Annotated in this window: 1 protein-coding gene; it reads right to left on the reverse strand. The window is 70.9% G+C overall.

Going from position 1 to position 388, the window contains the following annotated elements:
• On the reverse strand, positions 1-388 hold a 388-nt coding region (locus tag FVA95_RS32340; RefSeq protein WP_205016056.1), incomplete at both ends, for a hypothetical protein.

The raw sequence follows: 388 nt of genomic DNA on the forward strand, positions 1-388 counted from the left end.
ATCCCGTCGAGCCCGGGCACCGGCCAACTCCTGCAATAGCGCCAACGCCTCCTGGCTCCAGTCCACGAGGTAGCGGCGGACGAGCACCGCCTCGGCGTGCACACACAGCACCGCCAGCGACCACGCTCGTCCGCCCACGTAGCCACCGGCCGCCGGTCGCTCTCCCGCGTTTGCGGCCGCCGTCAGCACGTGCAGCGCCGCGCCCAACCCGACCCCGACTCGACCGAATCGGTGGATGAGGTCTCGGTCCCGTTCGTTGTGCCATGCGTCCCACGCGTGGTGGAGCAGGTTCGTCCAGCGCCGGTATGGCTCAAGTAGCGGACGCAGCCGTAACACCACGGCGCGGGCTTCCTCGACCGACGGTCCGTCGTAGGCGCTCTCGGCGGGC

The sequence above is a fragment of the Pseudonocardia sp. EV170527-09 genome (genome assembly GCF_008369905.1).
Taxonomy (GTDB): domain Bacteria; phylum Actinomycetota; class Actinomycetes; order Mycobacteriales; family Pseudonocardiaceae; genus Pseudonocardia.